The organism is uncultured Nonlabens sp. (genome assembly GCF_947495285.1).
Taxonomy (GTDB): domain Bacteria; phylum Bacteroidota; class Bacteroidia; order Flavobacteriales; family Flavobacteriaceae; genus Nonlabens.
In genome coordinates, this window is the sequence record NZ_CANLXZ010000005.1 from 117996 (window position 1) to 134748 (window position 16753).

Consider the following 16753-nt stretch of genomic DNA (forward strand, 5'->3'; position numbering starts at 1 on the left):
AGTGTGCGGTATGCGCGATATAGAAAACATTAACCAGTTACAACAACTGGATATTGATTTCATGGGGATTATACGTTACTCAAAGTCTAAACGGTTTGTAGACGATTCTCAAAAAGAAAAAGTCGCCCAACAGACTATGAATAAAGGTACCGTAGGTGTTTATGTAAATGAATCATTTGAAAACATATTAAAAGATATCATTCCATTGCAACTGGACATTATTCAATTACATGGTGATGAGGATTCCGCTTTCGCGAAAGCGTTACTAGAAATAGACATCAAGATATTTAAAGCATTTCAAATCACCGAAGACTTTGATTTCAATAGTTTAAAAGAATGGGAACAACTTGCAGCACAATATACTGGCAAATTATTCTTTTTATTTGACACGGCTACTCCTAATTATGGTGGCAGCGGCAAGAAATTTAACTGGTCTATTCTCGACTATTATAAAGGAGAAGTCCCTTTTTTATTAAGCGGTGGCATTTCAAAAGATGATGTCTCAATAGTAAAGAAAATTAAACACAATATGTTTTTAGGTGTAGATCTCAATTCAAAATTTGAAATAGAGCCTGGCTTTAAAAACATAGAAGAAATAAAATTATTCATAGAAAAATTAAGAAAATGAGCTATCAAGTAAATGAACAAGGGTTTTATGGAGAATTCGGTGGTGCATTCATTCCAGAACTGCTCTATCCTAATATTGAAGAACTGCAAGAGAATTATCTAGCAATAGAAAAATCACCAGAATTTCAAGAAGAGTTTCATCAATTGCTTAAAGATTATGTAGGTCGCCCTACTCCACTGTTTTTAGCTAAGCGACTTTCTGAAAAATATGGAGCTCAAATCTGGTTAAAAAGAGAAGATCTTTGTCATACGGGCGCTCATAAAGTAAATAACACGATCGGTCAGATTTTACTTGCCGAGAAACTAGGTAAAAAAAGAATCATTGCAGAGACCGGAGCAGGACAACATGGTGTAGCTACAGCAACCGTTTGTGCTTTAAAAGGCCTAGAATGCATCGTTTATATGGGCGAGAAAGATATAGAACGTCAAGCGCCTAATGTCGCCCGCATGAAAATGTTAGGAGCAACGGTTAGACCAGCAACTAGCGGCTCTAAAACTTTAAAAGACGCTACTAATGAGGCAATGCGCGACTGGATCAATAACCCAGAAGACACGCATTACATTATAGGCTCTGTAGTTGGACCACATCCTTATCCAGATATGGTGGCGAGATATCAATCTGTGATTTCTGAAGAGATCAAGAAGCAAATGGATGGTTTACCAGATTATGTCATTGCTTGTGTAGGTGGCGGTTCTAATGCTATGGGAGCTTTTTATCACTTTTTAGATGATAAAGAAGTGAAGTTAATAGGTGTAGAAGCAGCTGGTTTAGGTGTAGATACTGATAAGACCGCGGCTACCTTAACATTAGGAACTCCTGGTGTATTGCACGCGAGTCGTTCTATAATGATGCAGGATAAAGATGGACAGGTTATCGAGCCACATAGTATAAGTGCAGGACTAGACTATCCTGGAATAGGACCAGCACACGCCTGGTTAAAAGTGTCTGACCGCGCACAATACATGGCAGTAACTGATGCCGCTGCACTAGAAGCAGCTGTAGAGGTAAGTAGACTAGAAGGAATCATTCCAGCACTAGAAACTGCTCATGCTTTTTCTGTCTTAAAAGACTTAGACTTAAAACCTACTGATCGTGTCGTGATTAATCTTTCAGGCCGTGGAGATAAGGATATGAACACTTATATGAAAGAGTTAAACCTACTGTAGAAAACAAAATCACACTTACTATGCTGTGCGCATGCGATGCGCTGAAAACGTAAAGATGAATACATACCCAACTAAGCGCATGCGATGCGCTGAAAACGGAAAAGTGAATACATACCCAACTAAGCGCATGCGATGCGCTGAAAACGGAAAAGTGAATGCATAACCAACTAAGCGCATGCGATGAAAACGTAAAGATGAATGCATCCCAAACTAAGCGCATGCGATGCGATGAAAACGTAAAGATGAATGCATCCCAAACTAAGCGCATGCGATGCGCTGAAAACGGAAAAGTGAATGCATACCAAACTAAGCGCATGCGATGCGCTGAAAACGGAAAAGTGAATGCATCCCAAACTAAGCGCATGCGATGCGCTGAAAACCGAAAAGTGAATGCATAACCAACTAAGCGCATGCGATGCGCTGAAAACTGATAAAAATGAAAAATAAACTCACAGAATTACTTAAAAATAAGCCTCAGAACTTGTTGAATATATTCTATACAGCTGGATATCCTCAACTAGAGGACACCACTACTCTACTTACAGCACTTGAAAAAGCAAAGGTTGATCTAGTAGAAATAGGAATCCCTTTCAGCGATCCACTAGCAGATGGTCCTACCATTCAAGAAAGCAGCAAAATTGCGCTTGAAAATGGAATGTCTATTGAAAAACTATTTTCTCAATTAGAAACTCATACTCCTCAAGTTCCCGTTTTATTGATGGGATATCTCAATCCTGTGATGCAATATGGACTTGAGGCATTTTGTAAAAAATGTCAAGAAGTAGGAGTTGACGGATTAATAGTTCCAGACTTACCCATGTATATTTATCAAACTGAATTTAAAGAAGTCTTTGAGAAATATAACATCAGTAACATATTCTTAGTAACACCACAGACTTCAGAAAAACGTATAAGAGAAATCGACGATAATTCTAACGGTTTTATATATGCAGTTAGTTCGGCTAGTACCACAGGATCAAAAGCAGATTTCTCTGCAGCAGCAGATTACTTAGGTAAACTTAAAGATATGAAATTAAAAACACCTATTCTAACTGGATTTAACATTAAGAACCAACAGAATTTTCAAGACGCGTGTAACTATGTAAATGGAGCAATTATAGGTAGCGAATTCATAAGGCAAATTACTGATGCACAAGACCTATCTAAGGCCGCTACAAATTTTGTGACATCGATTAAATAAGTATATCGTTAAAGCATAAACAAAACAGATAAAGTTTTAAATTAAAGTTAAATCCTATTAATAAAGTAGGATACACTTTAAATATCCAACTTTGAGACTTACCTTTGTGGCTTAATGAAAACACAGAACGTACATCATCATCATTTTTTCACTTCCCGTCAGGCGAGATAAAATTGTATGGATGTAACTCAAACATATTTTATAAAAAACCGTCTGTTTCAGGCGGTTTTTTTGTTTTAAAAAAGTTTGAAATAAAAAACAGTTTGTAAGCAGCTTAAACAACATTCTCAAAATAGAATGGCAACAAAAATTATGATCAGAATAGCAGTACAAAAATCAGGAAGACTATCAGATAAATCTTTGCAACTATTACAAGATTGCGGTATTAAATTTGACAAAGGTGGACGTAAATTATCTACTCAAGCAAAAAACTTCCCTATGGAAATTCTTTTTCTTAGAGACGATGATATTCCACAATACGTAGCAAATGGAGTTGCAGATCTTGGTATTCTAGGACTTAATGAAGTAGAAGAAAAAGATCAAGAAGTAGACGTGATTAAACAACTAGGTTTTGCAGGCTGTCGTTTAAGTCTCGCTGTTCAAAAAGATGTAGATTACCCAGGTCTAGAATGGTTTAACGGTAAAAAGGTAGCTAGTAGTTACACCACCATCGTTAAAAAATTCTTTACAGAAAAAGGCATTAATGCAACCACCGAAGAAATAGGAGGATCTGTAGAGATTGCACCAGGAATAGGACTTGCGGAAGGTATTTGCGATATCGTTTCTACAGGATCTACTCTTATAATGAATGGTCTTAAAGAAGTAGAAACAGTAATGTATAGTGAAGCTGTTTTAATTTCTAACCCAACTCTAAGCCATGATAAACAAGAGTTATTAAATAAGCTTACCTTTAGAATAGATGCTGTGCAAAATGCACAAAAAAGTAAATACATATTATTAAATGCACCTAATGATAAGATAGAAGAAATATCTGCCTTATTACCTGGTATGAAAAGCCCAACAGTTTTACCGCTAGCAGAAAAAGGATGGTCCAGTTTACACTCTGTGATTGAAGAAAATGATTTCTGGAATGTTATTGACCAATTAAAAGATGCTGGTGCACAAAGTATTTTAGTAAGTCCTATTGAAAAATTAATAGCATAATGAAAATTATTTCTAATCCAGACTATTCTCAACAACAAAACTTATTAGAACGCCCGCAACAAGAACGTGATAATGTAGAGACTGCTGTAAAAGATATCATACAGCTGGTTAGAGAAAATGGTGACCAGGCATTATTTGCATTTGCAGAAAAGTTTGATAAAGCACAATTAAATTCTCTAAGGGTTACAGAAAAAGAAATTGAACAATCTGCAACACTAGTTTCCCCAGAATTAAAAGCCGCGATTCAGACTGCATATAAAAATATTTATACATTTCACGAGGCTTGTTATACTGTAGACTATCCTGTAATAGAAACCATGCCTGGCATGACCTGTTGGAGAAAATCCTTGCCTATTCAAAAAGTAGGTCTGTATATTCCTGGTGGCTCTGCTCCTCTTTTTTCGACAGTATTAATGCTCGCCATTCCTACCAGGATTGCAGGTAATAAAAAAGTGATTCTTTGTAGCCCTACAGATGCAAACGGAGATATAAATCCAGCCGTATTATATACTGCTAGCCTTTGTGGAGTTACAGAAATCTATAAAGCCGGCGGCGCACAAGCCATTGCTGCTATGACGTATGGAACAGAAAGTATTCCTGCAGTTGACAAAATATTTGGACCTGGAAATGCTTTTGTAACACGTGCCAAAGAACTAGCACAACAACAAGGTGTTGCCATTGATATGCCTGCTGGACCGTCAGAGGTTTTGGTAATTGCAGATGAGGCTGCAAACCCAGCATTTGTAGCAGCAGATTTACTCGCCCAGGCAGAACATGGTCCAGATTCTCAAGTTATCCTATTAACTGATTCTATTACTCTAGCCCAGGCTGTAAATGAACAATTAACTATTCAATTAAGTACGCTTTCGCGAAAGCAAACAGCAGAAAAAGCTATAGAAAACAGTAAAACTATCGTTCTAGAAAGCATAGAAGAATGTATCAAATGGTCAGACGCTTATGCACCAGAACACTTAATCATAAATACAGAAAATGCTGATGATGTAGCCCAGCTAATTCAAGTTGCTGGATCTATTTTTATAGGTTCTTACACTTGCGAGAGTTTAGGTGATTATGCTAGTGGTACTAACCACACATTACCTACCTATGGCTATGCGCGTAATTATAGCGGCGTGTCAGTAGATAGTTTTGTAAATAAAGTAACCTATCAAAAAGCAACGCCACAAGGGTTGAAAAATCTAGGGCCGGCCGTTGAAATAATGGCTACTGCCGAAGGTCTCGATGCGCACAAAAATGCGGTGAGTGTGCGATTGAGAAGTATAAAAGCCAACCCTAAATCCCTTCCAGAGGAAGGGACTTTTAAAGGACGCGAAAAGTATTCTTACGAGACAGCTCGCAAATCAATTTATAGTACATTGAAAGAAAGAGCCTCTTACATGCGCAAAAACCCTACTCAAACAGAGGATATTATTTGGCAAGAATTGAGGAATAAAAAATTAGGATTCAAATTCAGAAGACAACATATTATCGATAAATATATTGTTGATTTTGCCAATGTTGAAAATAAATTGATTGTAGAGATTGATGGAGACATACATTTAAATCAAAAAGAAGAAGACAGAGTTAGACAAGATTATTTAGAATCACAAGGTTTTAAAGTGATAAGATTTACAAATGATGAAGTTCTAAAAAATTTAGATACGGTAATTAAAACAATAAAAAATACGAGCACAGCGAGACCCAATTAGTTTCCCCTTTGGGGAAATGTCCGCAGGACAATGGGGCTTATAAGTCATAAAAAAATGGAATTTAACTTAGAAAACATAGTCCGTAAGAACATCTGGAATTTAAAGCCTTATTCTAGCGCGCGCAGCGAATTTGATTTGTACGGCAGCGATAAAAACGAGCTGACTTTACTAGACGCAAATGAAAATCCTAAGGGAGATTTAAACCGCTATCCAGATCCATTGCAGTCTTCTATAAAAGAAGAACTCGCACAACAAAAAGGTATTGCTACAGATCAAATATTTGTAGGTAATGGAAGTGATGAGGCTATTGATTTGTTGTATCGCATTTTCTGTGAACCAGGAAAAGATACCGTGATTACTTGTCCTCCTACTTATGGAATGTATGAAGTTAGCGCAGCGATTAATGATGTTAGTGTTTTAAAAGTGTCGCTTAAAAATGACTTTTCGTTAGATGTGGAAGCGATTGCGCAACAAGTGCGCAATGACGGTTCAATTAAGATATTATGGATATGTTCTCCTAATAACCCTACTGGAAATGTATTACTTAAAGCCGATTTAAAACACGACTGGCAAGCGCAAAATTACACTCGTGGCGGTATGATGGACATGCCATTTGCTCCAGAGTTTGAAGCAGAGATGCTAGAAAACCAAAGACAATTAGATAGATTGTTCGGTAGTTTTAATGGAATTATCGTTGTAGATGAGGCTTATCAAGATTTTACAGAGAACATCAGTTTTATTAATAGGCTGGAAGATTATCCTAATCTAGTGGTGTTACAAACCATGTCTAAGGCTCATGGTCTTGCTGGTGCTCGTGTGGGATTTGCTTTTGCATCTCCAGAAATCATTGAATTATTCAATAGAACAAAGCCTCCGTACAACGTAAATGAATTGTCTCAAAAAGCAGTTCTAGAGGCTTTACAAAACAAAGAAAAAACGAAAAACGAAATACAAGAAATTATCAATAACAGAGAATTTCTTGTGGAACATTTAAACAGTTTTGACTTTATAAAAGAAGTATATCCTAGTGAAGCAAATTTTATACTTGCCAAAGTAGAAAACGCAACACAAGTTTATAATTACCTACGTGATAAAGGAATTATCATACGTAATCGCAGAAGTCAGATTGAAGACACGTTGCGTTTTACCGTTGGGACGATGATGGAATGTAAAGCGGTGATTACTGCCTTGCGAGAAATTCCTGTGTAGGCAGGAATCTAGATGGTTCAAAAGACGTTGTTAAAAATTTAAAACGTTTTCAAAAATATAAATGAGTTATTATGAAATATTGGGCAGATTACGTATTCATTGCATTAGGAGCTATATGCAGTATATTCTCATTTTACTGGCTGTTTAGGTCAGATAACTCCGGATCTAATATAGCAGGAATCATTGTAGGTATAGCTTTAGTTAAAATTACCCTAGAAAAGCTGAAATTGCGCAAAGAAAAAGAGTTAAATCAAGATAGAGATAAATAGATAGCAAAGCCGTCCTGCGACGGCTTGACATAACAAAACAGTCATCGTTAAGTTGATGGCATATAATCAAACAAAGTCGATTGCGGGAAGAGGTTTCCGCCTTCGCGGAAATACATGAAAAAAGTATTATTTATAGATCGTGATGGAACGATAGTGAAAGAGCCACCAGTAGATTATCAACTAGATAGTTATGAAAAGTTAGAGTTCTTGCCTATGGCGATTACTCAACTGCACCGTATTGCTCGAGAGCTGGATTATGAACTAGTTATGGTGACTAATCAAGATGGATTAGGAACAGATAGTTTTCCTGAAGATACCTTCTGGCCCGTGCATAATTTAATGATGAATGTTCTAGAGAATGAAGGGATTAACTTCAGCGAGGTTTTAATCGATCGTTCATTTCCTGAGCAAAATGCACCTACTCGTAAACCAGAAACTGGTCTATTAACGCATTATATAAAAGGCAATTACGACCTTGAAAACAGTTTTGTCATAGGTGATCGCAATAGCGATATGCAACTAGCTAAGAATTTAGGCTGTAAAGGGATACAGCTACCTAGTATTACTGATGATAGTGAATTTGAAGATGAATTAGTAGTTCTTAAAACAGATTCTTGGAAAGAGATTTTTGACTTTTTAAAAGGACAACCTCGCAAGGTCACGGTAAGCCGTAAAACAAATGAAACCGATATCAACATCGTTTTAAACCTTGATGGATCTGGAAATGGAAAAATAGACACCGGTTTAAAGTTCTATGATCACATGCTAGAGCAGCTGCAACGTCACGGTTCTTTGGATCTGGATATTAAAGTAAATGGCGACTTAGAAATTGATGAACATCACACTATTGAAGACACGGCGATTGCTTTGGGTGACGCTTTCGCGAAAGCGTTATCCTCAAAAAAAGGAATCAATAGATATGGTTTCTTGCTACCTATGGATGACTCGCTAGCACAAGTAGGAATAGACTTCGGTGGTAGACCATGGATCGTTTGGGAAGCAGAATTTAAACGTGAATATGTGGGCGATATGCCTACAGAATTGTTCTTTCACTTCTTTAAATCATTCAGCGATGCGGCAAAATGCAACCTGAATATTAAAGTAGAAGGCGATAACGAGCATCACAAAATAGAAAGTTTATTTAAAGCGTTTGCAAAAGCGATAAAAATGGCGGTAAAACAAACTGGTGATGGTAAATTACCGAGTACAAAAGGAACTTTATGATTGCCATTGTAAAATATAACGCAGGTAATATAGGAAGCGTCACAAATGCGCTCAATAGACTAGGAATAAAAAATAAAGTAACTGACGACCCTGAAGAATTAAAGGCGGCAGACAAAGTTATTTTCCCTGGTGTAGGAGAAGCTGGTACCGCGATGAACTATTTGCGGGAGCGTGGTCTAGATGAAGTGATTAAAAACTTAAAACAACCAGTTCTAGGAATATGTCTAGGCATGCAATTAATGTGTAATCACAGTGAAGAAGGTGATACAGAATGTCTAGGGATTTTTAACACTACGGTAAAGAAATTCCCGACTACTGCAGGAATGAAAGTGCCTCACATGGGATGGAATAGTTTAAATACTGAAGTTGTTAATCAGCAATCTACCATCTTGCAAGGCTTACAACCAGCAGCAGATGTATATTATGTACACTCGTTCTATGCTGAAGTTTGTGAAAACACAGTTGCGGCTTGTGATTATATTTTGCCTTTCAGTAGTGTCTTGCAAAAAGATAATTTTTATGCAACACAATTTCATCCTGAGAAAAGTGCAAGTATTGGTGAGGAGATATTAAAGAATTTTATAAGCCTACCCTAAATCCCTTCCGGCGGAAGGGACTTTTACTATTGATATGGAAAAGAAAAAACGAGCACGGCGAGACATCAATATTTTCCCCTTTGGGGAAATGTCCGCAGGACAATGGGGCTTGCGCATAAGTGAAAAATTGAATGCTCAAATTAAAAATTAAGATAAACAAAAACCGAAGCCGCGATCACTGAGCGATAGTCGCAGTGCGACGGCTTGATAAATAAATGAAATTTAGGTGATGGATTCAAAGAGATTCTTGCCTACGTAAAATAAAGTCAGGTGATAGATTCTTAGAGATCTCCGCCTGCGCGGAGAACTATGAGAATAATACCAGCAATAGATATTATAGACGGTAAATGTGTACGTCTATCACAAGGCGATTACAACCAGAAAACGGTTTATAATGAAGACCCACTAGAAGTAGCCAAAGAGTTTGAAGCAAATGGAATAAAGCACTTACATTTAGTTGATCTAGATGGAGCAAAAAGCAGCCACGTCGTGAACTGGAAAGTGCTGGAGCGCATCGCTGGACAGACTGGTTTGCAGGTTGATTTTGGCGGTGGAGTGAAGACTGACGAAGATATAAAAGTTGTTTTTGAAAGTGGTGCAAAACAAGTCACCGGCGGTAGTATAGCTGTGAAAGACGCTGCCACTTTTGAAGGTTGGATCTCGAAATATGGAACTGATAAGATCATTCTAGGAGCAGATGCTAAGGATGGAATGATCGCAACACACGGCTGGCTAGAAAGTAGCGAGTTAGAAGTGGTAGAATTCATCAAAGAGTGGAATAAAAAAGGAATCGAGTATGTGATTTGTACCGATATTTCAAAAGACGGTATGCTTGCTGGAACTAGTAATGAGTTGTATAAAGAAATCCTTAACACAGCACCTGTTAAATTAATAGCTAGCGGTGGTGTTGCTGTCGTAGAAGACTTATATCGCTTGCGCGAAATGAATTGTGAAGGAGCCATAGTAGGAAAAGCATTCTATGAAGGTAGAATTACATTTAAGGAATTGAGAGAATTTGTATAGTGAACGATTGACATATAGGTTAATTAACACTCAAGATATCGATGCTGTACATCAGTTACATTCTATAAAGGAAGTGGATGAGTTCAATGCATTAGGTATTCCAAAGAACGAAGAAGAAACAGAGCGCGTTCTTCAAAATTGGATCACTGAAAACTTTAAGGAAGAAAGAACTAACAAAACCTATGCTATTGAGTCAAGTACTCAAGAATTTATTGGTGTTTTTGGTATTAAATTTTCAAACATTAAATATAACAAGGCAGAAGTTTGGTTTAAATTTAATCCTAAATTTTGGAATCAGGGATATGCCACAGAAGCATTAAATTATTTCCTAGATCAATGTTTTAATACTCACAAATTACATCGTGTAGAGGCTGGCTGTGCACGGAACAATTTGGGATCTAAACGTGTACTAGAAAAATGTGGGTTTACTCAAGAAGGAATTCAAAGAAAGAACTTGCCCTTAAAATCTGGATGGAGTGATAACTATGAGTTTGGGATATTGGAAGAAGAATATTTAGATAAAAATCGAGATTAATTTATAGCGAAGCCGCTCTGCAGCGGCTTGACCATATGAGTTTAAAAAAAAGAATTATACCATGCCTTGATATTAAGGATGGACGTACGGTAAAAGGAATCAACTTTGTTGGATTGCGAGATGCTGGTGATCCTGTAGAACTTGCAAAGCAATATGCTGCTCAAGGTGCTGACGAGTTGTGTTTTCTAGATATTACAGCAACTATAGAGAAGCGTGACACTTTAGTACCGCTAGTTCGTGAAATCGCTGCTGTTTTAAATATTCCATTTACCGTGGGTGGCGGCATTAATGACGTAGCTCTTGCCAAGGAAATAATCAAAGCTGGTGCCGATAAAATTGCTATTAATAGTGCTGCTGTAAAAAGACCAGAATTAATCAGTGAACTAGCTGCAGAGTTAGGTAGTCAGTGTGTTGTGGTTGCGGTGGATACTAAAGAAATTGCCATAAACGATCAGCAGATTCCGCATCAGGTGCGGAATGACAAAAATCAGAACTCAACCAATATTGTAACACCTGATGAAGCGAAGCCGTCCTTCGACGGCTTGACAATCAACAAGGTATTTGTAGCTGGTGGACGTGTAGAGACCGAATTAGAAACTATTTCTTGGTGTCAAGAAATTGAACGATTGGGTGCTGGAGAAATCTTGTTGACCAGTATGGATCATGATGGCACTAAAAATGGTTTTGCACTGAAACTAACTGATACCATTTCTAGAAAGTTAAACATTCCTATTATTGCCTCAGGTGGCGGAGGAACGAGTGCTCATTTTGAAGAACTTTTTAAAGACACAGAAGCAAGTGCTGGACTTGCGGCAAGTATATTTCACTTTGGAGAATTACCAGTCCCTGAGTTAAAAAAACAATTGATTACAGCTGGAGTGGCCGTGAGAAATTAAAATAGGATTGTGATAAAATAAAACGATTCCGCTATGCAGCGGAATGACAACATAAAGTCTGGCCTACGATGGCTAGACATTAAAAATGATTGCGGTGGGGAAATGAAGATTTCCGCCTGCGTAAATAAAATCGAAAGTGTTGAATCGAAGAGATTCCCACTTTCGTGGGAACAAATATGAAACTAAACTGGAATAAAGGAGAAAACGGATTATTGCCTGTAATCGTACAAGACGCAACTAATAAAGAAGTGTTGATGTTAGGCTATATGAATGAAGAGGCTTTAGAAAAAACTAAAGCAGAGAATAGAGTGACTTTTTACTCACGTAGCAAACAACGACTTTGGACCAAAGGAGAATCTTCCAATAATTTCCTGGATGTGGTAGCTATAAAAATCGATTGTGATCAAGATACCATTCTAATAAAAGCAAATGCACATGGCCCTACTTGTCATACGGGAACGGTAAGTTGTTTTGATAATGGTGATGAATCTCGCTTTCGCGAAAGCGAGAACAGCTTCACGATTAATGATCTTGAGAAAACCATCCACCAGCGCATTGACGATCAAGTAGAAGGTTCTTACACTTATTCTTTAATCCAAAAAGGAATTAATAAAGTAGCTCAAAAAGTAGGCGAAGAAGCAGTAGAAACGGTAATCGACGCCATTAATGGTAAAGAGGAAGATTTTATTTATGAAGCAGGTGATCTTATGTATCATTACCTGGTTTTATTAAAAGCCAAAGGATTATCTCTAGCAGATATCGAGAAAGAACTTGCTAAAAGGCATAAATAAACAAATACAAATTTATTTGTTAATAATAATAATAGCGGTTGTATCAAACTTGATGATACAACCGCTATTTTAATACTGTAAAACTTTAAAAAAAGTCTAATTAACGCGTTCTTAACCCTATTTACTTGTGGGCACAATATCTTTAAATAAAAAAGAAAATGAGTACTAAACAGGCATTATTACAACCCATAACAATAGGAGCAGTAGAATTGAAGAATAGAGTTATCATGGCTCCTATGACCAGATGTAGAGCGACTAATGAACATCAAGCACCAGATGAAAAACACGTCGATTATTATACCCAGCGTGCTGGCGCTGGATTAATAATTACAGAAGGTAGTGAGGTTTCAGAAAAAGCAAGAGGTTATCCTTTTGTAGCAGGAATTTTTAATGATGCTCAAGTAGAAGGCTGGAAAAAAGTTGTGAATAGTGTGCATGAAGCAGACGGTAAAATATTTCTACAATTGTGGCATGTAGGCAGAACTTCTCTACCAGATTATCACAATGGACAATTACCATGGGCACCAAGTGCTGTTAATCCAAAGGCAGAGTTGCGCAATCCATACGGAGAAAAGAAAATGACAGAAGTCCCTCATGAGATGACTGTAGAGGAAATTAAACAAACTGTAAAAGAGTTTGGTCATGCTGCTGCAAACGCTAAAAAAGCAGGATTTGATGGTGTTGAAATCCATAGTTCTAATGGTTATTTAATTCACCAATTTTTTAATAATCAATCTAATTTACGTACAGACCAGTATGGAGGTAGTAATGAAAATAAAGCTCGTTTTTTCTTTGAAGTTCTAGAAGCTGTAAAAGAATCTTTTCCAGAAAACAGGATAGGTTGCAGATTGAATCCATCTTTACATGGTGTTTTTGGAATTGAAGGAACACCAGATACGATTCCGTTTTTTGATTATCTTGTAAACAAATTAAACGATCACGATCTTGCTTATGTTCATTTATCAGAACCTTTTACAGATGTTAGTGGTGTTAACTTTTTAGAATCAGATATTGCCAGACATTACCGTCCTATTTACAAAGGAAATTTAATGATCAATAATGAATTTGATCGCGAGTCAGGTAATCAAGTTATTGAAGATGGACATGCAGATTTAGTGGCTTATGGAAAATTATTTATTTCAAATCCAGATCTTGCACATCGTTTTGAATTAAATGCAGAAACCGCAGACTGGAATCAAGAAACTTTTTATTCTCAAGGACGTGAAGGTTATACGGACTACCCTACTCTAGAACAAGAAAAAGCTAAGAGCTAATTCCTGTAAGTAATATTTGAGGCAACTCTTTTTTAAGGTCGGCTACTTCGGTAGTCGACTTTTTTGGTATCCAGAGATAGATGGATCTCAATGTGCTTAATAAATTAAAGAGTATGGTTTCCACATTCATAGTTTTAAACTCACCAGTTGCGATTCCATTTTTCAGTATTTTTTTAAAGTCTAATTCATATTCTTTACGCAGTGTGATATATTCTTGATATGGTGCTCCTTCTAGGTGCATCCAGTCGGTATTTAACACAGCTAAAGCATCTGTATATTCTAGTGCTATTTTTATGTGTAATAGTATGAGCTGTTCCGCTTTGGCAAAAGCGGACTTATCATCCATCTCTACCGTATCCATACCAGATGTAAATTCATGAGCAACCTCTAGAATGAGTGTGGCAAGAATCTCTTGTTTCCCAGAAATATGATTGTACAAACTAGCCGCTTTCATATCCATAGCAGCCGCGAGATCGCGCATGGTGACAGCGCTATAACCACGTTCTTTAAATAGTTGAGCAGCTGTCTTGAGAATTTGTTTTTTGCGGGACATAAGTTGCAAATATAATAGATCATGACTATCATAAAACAGAACTAAAACTGGTTAAGAAATAAAATATGTAATGTTAAAATTGTTTTTCTCGTTATGTTTTTTTTTATTTACTGTAAGTTTAAAAATTCAGATTATAAAATCATTAATTTTGCTTGCTTTTTCAAGTTTACTTTTATTAAATATGAATAGTCCAACAGAAGATTTAAAATTAGTAGATCGATCAGCTGAAAGAACTTGTTGCTCAAGATATGCCAATAATGGACAGATTGGAGAGGAGTTTTTAACGATTAGGGTAAGTTCTTGTGTAAGTTTTGATGCTGCTGCTGAAACTTTGGGAGATGCGAGTGGTAGAGCTTGTAAGAAGGCACAAGATAGAGCAAACACCTTAGTCGGAAAGTAATTTTTAAAAAAATCAAATGAAAAATAAAACAATATTATTTATCGCAACATCGCTATTTTTTGCATCGACAGCAATGACTAATGCAACAAATATTAGCAAAGAAAATACAAATCAAAATTTAATTGTAAATCCGGGCTACACTTGTTGTACGGCTACAATTTCTGGAACAGATGGTGATGGATTTCCTGAGCGAATCGATGTTTCACAATGTGTAAATGGGAATGGGGATAGAAATGCTGATTATGCAAATGCTTGTCTCAAAGCTGAATTGAAAGCTGCTGAAATAAATCCTTATTAACCACATATGAATTATTTGAAGTTTTTCTTTTTATTTCTATTTCCAATTTTTACGTTTGGACAGCAAGAAGTTAATCAAAGTCATTACGAAGTTGAATATAAAACCATTGTAAATGACACCACAGATATAGAAAGTTATCACTATGCAATGAATTTTAAATTGTACAGTGATGGCAAAGAAAGTTATTATAAGTTAGTTAGTTATATCGATACCACATTATATGATTCGCAGAGGAATCCGATTAGTTTTGAAGCCAAGACTTTAAATTATATAAGCATGTATAAATCCATCGAAAATCAATCAGCTATTTATGGGACAGCGGTGGAATTTAAAAAGTCTGCATTAGTTACAGATTTTCCTAAATTTGAATATAAAAAAGGGGCTAAAAAGAAAAAGATACTTGGACATGATTGTTCACAGCTATTTCTTCAATTCAGAGGTAGAAATTATGAAATATATTATGCAAATGATCTGAAAATTAATGACGGACCTTTTAAGTTTATGAATGCTCCTGGATTAATTTTAGAGGTGATGGATTTTGGTCAAAGTGTTCATATTATCGCCACTCAGATTGAAAAAGTTAATCAAAAACTATTAATTCCAGAAATACCAAATAGATGGAAAAATAGAATGAAGCTTACCTATAAGGAATTTATTTTAAGAAAAGATAAATGGAGAACTGATTTAAAGGCTAAAGTAAGTGCTGAAGACCCTAATTCTTCGGTTGACATACCCTATAGAAACATAGAAATACTAATTCCAGCACACATAGAATAAGTGATTTGTATGAGAAAGAATTTAATTTCTGCAATTCTTCTTTTATTATTTTTTTTCAATAGTCTGAATACAAATGCTCAGACTATTGACTTTTATGATAATCAGGAAATTCCTATTCCCGATTTAAAAGTGCTAATAGTAGATTTTAATAATAACTTAATTCTCATAACTTATACAAACGCTCAAGGTCAGTTAGATCAAATACCAAATAAGGGCGAATCATTTAAAATCACCATTTCCCACCCAAATTATAAAACTCAAAACTTTGAAATATTAAATTTTGGAGAAAAGCCATTTTATCGATTTATAATTCAAACAGAACATGAGCGTTTAAATGAAATATTGATAACCGCTAAAAAGGCCATTCGTAAATCCGGCGACACTACATTTATAGATTTTAAACAATTTTCAACAAAAACAGATCGATCCTTAAGAGACGCCATTAAAAGGATTCCAGGTATGAAAATTGATAAAAATGGCACGATTAAATACAAAGAACAAACCATAACAGATTTACTTGTCAATGGAAATAAATTATTCGATAGTGAATATAAAGAAGCTACAGGTATTATTAATCCAGAGCAGATTTTGGAATTGGCCATAATTAAAAATTATCAAGACCAAACAGGTTTTCAAAAAAACAATCCAGATGAAACTGCATTGAGCTTGAATTTTGATAAAGAGTTTATATTGACAGGTAGTGTTAAAGGTGAATTAGGCCTACCTAAAGTCAATGCTGGAACATTAAATGCGATAACATCTGCTAAAATTTTATCCCTTTACAATAATTTTAATATTGATAATTTAGGCCAAGTAGTTTATAGTGGTAAATCAAATTATTTTACTTCTAATGATAATATAGTTTTAAATAAGGTTTATGAAACTGATTATCCTGTTTATAATAATTATTTATTTAATCAAATCTATGGATCGTTCAACAATACTAAAAATATAAATATAAATTTATAGAGGTAATCATCTAAATACTTATCTTTAAAGTCAATAAAAAGGTTTAAATATGGATGTTTTCAAGGGTCAAAACC

19 protein-coding genes are annotated in these 16753 nt (G+C 35.9%); 18 read left to right on the forward strand and 1 reads right to left on the reverse strand.

Features of this window, described 5'->3' with window-relative positions:
• Positions 1-10 precede the first annotated feature (10 nt).
• From Q0838_RS03300 to Q0838_RS03370, 14 genes are all read left to right on the forward strand, one after another.
• Positions 11-628, forward strand: coding sequence for a phosphoribosylanthranilate isomerase (locus tag Q0838_RS03300; protein ID WP_298951241.1), 618 nt, complete (start codon positions 11-13; stop codon positions 626-628).
• Entirely contained in the window at positions 625-1794 is a 1170-nt protein-coding gene (gene trpB, locus Q0838_RS03305; RefSeq protein WP_298951244.1) for a tryptophan synthase subunit beta, read from the forward strand. The genes Q0838_RS03300 and trpB overlap by 4 nt, the downstream gene beginning before the upstream one ends.
• A gap of 436 nt (positions 1795-2230) precedes the next feature.
• Positions 2231-2995 (forward strand): tryptophan synthase subunit alpha, encoded by a 765-nt coding sequence (gene trpA, locus Q0838_RS03310; protein WP_298951247.1) that lies wholly within the window; start codon positions 2231-2233, stop codon positions 2993-2995.
• Positions 2996-3292: 297 nt separating this feature from the next.
• Positions 3293-4159 carry an ATP phosphoribosyltransferase gene (gene hisG / locus Q0838_RS03315; RefSeq protein ID WP_298951249.1) on the forward strand — a complete coding sequence of 289 codons (867 nt, stop codon included), beginning with the start codon at positions 3293-3295 and terminating at the stop codon, positions 4157-4159.
• Complete coding sequence (gene hisD, locus Q0838_RS03320; RefSeq protein ID WP_366942004.1) at positions 4159-5865, forward strand: histidinol dehydrogenase; 1707 nt, start codon at positions 4159-4161, stop codon at positions 5863-5865. Before hisG ends, hisD begins: the two co-directional genes overlap by 1 nt.
• A 54-nt stretch (positions 5866-5919) precedes the next feature.
• Positions 5920-7074 carry an aminotransferase class I/II-fold pyridoxal phosphate-dependent enzyme gene (locus tag Q0838_RS03330; protein WP_298951252.1) on the forward strand — a complete coding sequence of 385 codons (1155 nt, stop codon included), beginning with the start codon at positions 5920-5922 and terminating at the stop codon, positions 7072-7074.
• A 71-nt stretch (positions 7075-7145) separates the two neighbouring features.
• Positions 7146-7343: a hypothetical protein gene (locus Q0838_RS03335; protein ID WP_298951255.1), complete on the forward strand. Its 198-nt coding sequence runs from the start codon at positions 7146-7148 to the stop codon at positions 7341-7343.
• A gap of 114 nt (positions 7344-7457) precedes the next feature.
• Positions 7458-8567 carry a bifunctional histidinol-phosphatase/imidazoleglycerol-phosphate dehydratase HisB gene (gene hisB, locus Q0838_RS03340; protein WP_298951258.1) on the forward strand — a complete coding sequence of 370 codons (1110 nt, stop codon included), beginning with the start codon at positions 7458-7460 and terminating at the stop codon, positions 8565-8567.
• Complete coding sequence (gene hisH, locus Q0838_RS03345; protein ID WP_298951261.1) at positions 8564-9163, forward strand: imidazole glycerol phosphate synthase subunit HisH; 600 nt, start codon at positions 8564-8566, stop codon at positions 9161-9163. The genes hisB and hisH overlap by 4 nt, the downstream gene beginning before the upstream one ends.
• Before the next feature lie 309 nt (positions 9164-9472).
• Positions 9473-10186 (forward strand): 1-(5-phosphoribosyl)-5-[(5-phosphoribosylamino)methylideneamino]imidazole-4-carboxamide isomerase, encoded by a 714-nt coding sequence (gene hisA, locus Q0838_RS03350; protein ID WP_298951264.1) that lies wholly within the window; start codon positions 9473-9475, stop codon positions 10184-10186.
• Positions 10187-10193: 7 nt separating this feature from the next.
• Positions 10194-10721 (forward strand): GNAT family N-acetyltransferase, encoded by a 528-nt coding sequence (locus Q0838_RS03355; protein ID WP_298951266.1) that lies wholly within the window; start codon positions 10194-10196, stop codon positions 10719-10721.
• 35 nt (positions 10722-10756) lie between these two features.
• On the forward strand, positions 10757-11617 hold the full coding sequence (gene hisF, locus Q0838_RS03360) for an imidazole glycerol phosphate synthase subunit HisF (protein WP_298951269.1): 861 nt from the start codon (positions 10757-10759) through the stop codon (positions 11615-11617).
• 176 nt (positions 11618-11793) lie between these two features.
• A complete protein-coding gene (gene hisIE / locus Q0838_RS03365) occupies positions 11794-12408 on the forward strand; it encodes a bifunctional phosphoribosyl-AMP cyclohydrolase/phosphoribosyl-ATP diphosphatase HisIE (protein WP_298951272.1) in 615 nt (204 codons plus the stop codon).
• 158 nt (positions 12409-12566) lie between these two features.
• Complete coding sequence (locus Q0838_RS03370; protein ID WP_298951276.1) at positions 12567-13682, forward strand: alkene reductase; 1116 nt, start codon at positions 12567-12569, stop codon at positions 13680-13682.
• On the opposite strand, the gene Q0838_RS03375 is transcribed toward Q0838_RS03370, so the two are convergent.
• Positions 13672-14235, reverse strand: coding sequence for a TetR/AcrR family transcriptional regulator (locus Q0838_RS03375; RefSeq protein WP_298951279.1), 564 nt, complete (start codon positions 14233-14235; stop codon positions 13672-13674). The two genes, Q0838_RS03370 and Q0838_RS03375, sit on opposite strands and share 11 nt — an antisense overlap.
• Before the next feature lie 181 nt (positions 14236-14416).
• On the opposite strand from Q0838_RS03375, the gene Q0838_RS03380 reads away from it, so the two are divergent.
• The 4 genes from Q0838_RS03380 to Q0838_RS03395 are packed head-to-tail and all read left to right on the forward strand — an operon-like array spanning position 14417 to position 16679.
• Positions 14417-14635, forward strand: a complete 219-nt coding sequence (locus Q0838_RS03380; RefSeq protein ID WP_298951282.1) for a hypothetical protein — start codon at positions 14417-14419, stop codon at positions 14633-14635.
• A 16-nt stretch (positions 14636-14651) separates the two neighbouring features.
• Positions 14652-14933: a hypothetical protein gene (locus Q0838_RS03385; protein WP_298951284.1), complete on the forward strand. Its 282-nt coding sequence runs from the start codon at positions 14652-14654 to the stop codon at positions 14931-14933.
• A 6-nt stretch (positions 14934-14939) separates the two neighbouring features.
• Entirely contained in the window at positions 14940-15710 is a 771-nt protein-coding gene (locus Q0838_RS03390; protein ID WP_298951287.1) for a GLPGLI family protein, read from the forward strand.
• Between the two features lie 9 nt (positions 15711-15719).
• Positions 15720-16679 (forward strand): hypothetical protein, encoded by a 960-nt coding sequence (locus Q0838_RS03395; RefSeq protein ID WP_298951289.1) that lies wholly within the window; start codon positions 15720-15722, stop codon positions 16677-16679.
• Positions 16680-16753: the final 74 nt, after the last annotated feature.